This window comes from Fulvivirga kasyanovii, assembly GCF_009711405.1.
Lineage (GTDB): Bacteria > Bacteroidota > Bacteroidia > Cytophagales > Cyclobacteriaceae > Fulvivirga > Fulvivirga kasyanovii.
In genome coordinates, this window is the sequence record NZ_SMLW01000485.1 from 11067 (window position 1) to 13312 (window position 2246).

Genomic DNA, 2246 nt, shown 5'->3' on the forward strand with positions numbered 1-2246 from the left:
GTTTTAGTTCTGTTGGCTGAGTTGTCCGGATGTTGAGAAACTGCCTCGATAATTTTTGAAAAGGTCATTTTACGCCAGCATCAATTCCGCTCTGAAAAGGTATAATTCATCAGCAAAAGGTGCAGCCTTTTGTTAAGAAAAATCTGTAAGAACCAGCCCTGAAAGGGAGGGATAACTACTGTTCGGAGTGATTACCTTCAGACCGTACTGTCGACCGGTAAGCTTTACCAAACTTTTGGAAGTTTAGCAAAGCTGCTGTTAAGTTCTGCTGGCGGCTATTTGCAATGCAGGTGTGTGAACTCTTTTCCTGAATTCAGAATCTTTTTCTACAGGTTTATCAGGCCCAGACGGGTTTTTAGTGAATTGGTCAGGTTTAATAGGTAAGGAATGCTTATTGTCTTTTTAGATGGAGTAACCAACTAAAATATTAACGCTATGGACAGATTAAAGGATAAAGTTGCAATTGTAACCGGAGGAGCCACCGGTATAGGAGAGGCCATTGCCAAGAAATTTGCCAGAGAAGGCGCCCGGGTAGTAGTGGCTGGCATGGAGCAAGACCCTGTAAATGAGGTTGTTGATGAGATCAATAAGAAAGGAGGAAATGCGATCGCTTTCACCGGAGATGTGGCAGATGAAGCAGGTGCTCAGGAGTGTATTAAGCTTTGCACCAAAACCTGGGATAAACTCGACATTCTGATCAACAATGCGGGAATATTCCCTGAAGTAACTACTATTGATCAATATAGTATAGAGGCTTATGACAATATGATCCGCAATAACCTCAGGAGTGCATTTTTGATGACAAAATTTGCCGTTCCAGAGCTTACCAAAACTCAGGGATGTATAGTCTCGGCAGGTTCAGAGGCTGGCAAGTTGGGAATTGCTCAAAATACGCCATACGGTGGTACAAAAGGGTTTATGCATGCCTTTATGAAAGGTGTGGCAGTGGAGCAGGCCAAGAATGGTATTCGTGCCAATTGTGTTTGCCCGGGGCCTATTGATACGGCGTGGACGCACAAGGAGACCAGCGGTATGGACGAACAGATGGTTAAAATGATGCTTGAGGCTACACCACTAGGCAGAAGGGGAACACCTGAAGAAATAGCAAATGTTTATTTATTTTTGGCTTCCGATGAGGCATCATATGTTACGGGAGCATTATTCTCTGCCGACGGCGGTATTACCGTTGCCAAGGGAAGTGTAGGTTCGCAGGTGCCTGATGAACTAAAGAAACAACCAAAAGGAGAACTTGAACTGGAGCACGAAATGGAAGGTGCTACAGAAATGAGATAAAATTATGCCGATAGATCAGAATATTAAAGTAACGGCGGATGCCGTGGTTTTCAGCCTGGGAGAAAATGCTGACCAACATATTTTACTTATCCAGCGGAAGAATGAGCCTTTTAAGGAAAACTGGGCCTTTCCGGGTGGTTTTGTGGAGGATGATGAAGATTTGAATACTGCTGCTGCCCGAGAGTTGCAGGAAGAGACCGGGCTGGATTTAAAAGCAGAGGAGTTTGTGCAATTGGGAGCGTGGGGCAAACCCGGACGTGACCCCAGAGGACGAACGGTTACCGTTGCCTTTATGGTAAAGGTAGACATGGCCAGCCAGCAGGTGAAAGCTGCTGATGATGCAAAAGCTGTGAAATGGTGGCCGGTCAATGATCTTCCGAAGCTGGCTTTTGATCACCAGGAGATTCTGAAAGCGGCACTGGATAGCATAGCGCCTTAAAAAATGACAATAAAAAAGTGGATGCTTTTCGGGCATCCACTTTAATTCCTTTAAACTTAATTTATTGTTAAGCTATTTGGGCGTCAAGCTTTTGAGACAATACACCTTTAGGTACAGCGCCTACTTGCTTATCTACGATCTCGCCACCCTTAAATACCAAAAGGGTAGGTATACTTCTGATGCCGAACTTAGCGGAAACGTTAGGATTTTCATCCACATTTACTTTTCCTATTACAGCCCTGCCATCATAATCACCTGCCAATTCTTCAACAACAGGTCCGATCATTTTACAAGGTCCACACCATTCTGCCCAAAAATCTACTAAAACAGGCTTGTCGCTGTTGATGATCTCTTCAAAGTTTGAGTCGGTGATTTCAATTGCTTTACTCATTATATTGGTGTTTATAAATATTAAAACTCTTTGTCGTCTGATATTGAACCAACGCAAATATAGCGTTTTTTGTTTCCTCAGGTAAACGCCCGTTCCATAATTATTATCAATTGTCTCATAGGC

The 2246-nt window shown here is 43.5% G+C and carries 3 protein-coding genes; 2 read left to right on the forward strand and 1 reads right to left on the reverse strand.

Translation table 11 applies throughout. The features are described 5' to 3' along the window. Positions 1–435: 435 nt before the first annotated feature. A complete protein-coding gene (locus tag E1163_RS09225; RefSeq protein WP_155171148.1) occupies positions 436–1293 on the forward strand; it encodes an SDR family NAD(P)-dependent oxidoreductase in 858 nt (285 codons plus the stop codon). A gap of 4 nt (positions 1294–1297) precedes the next feature. Further along, positions 1298–1732: an NUDIX domain-containing protein gene (locus E1163_RS09230; protein WP_155171149.1), complete on the forward strand. Its 435-nt coding sequence runs from the start codon at positions 1298–1300 to the stop codon at positions 1730–1732. 67 nt (positions 1733–1799) lie between these two features. Here E1163_RS09230 and trxA read toward each other — a convergent pair whose 3' ends face one another. Further along, complete coding sequence (gene trxA / locus E1163_RS09235; protein ID WP_155171150.1) at positions 1800–2123, reverse strand: thioredoxin; 324 nt, start codon at positions 2121–2123, stop codon at positions 1800–1802. Between the last annotated feature and the right edge of the window lie 123 nt (positions 2124–2246).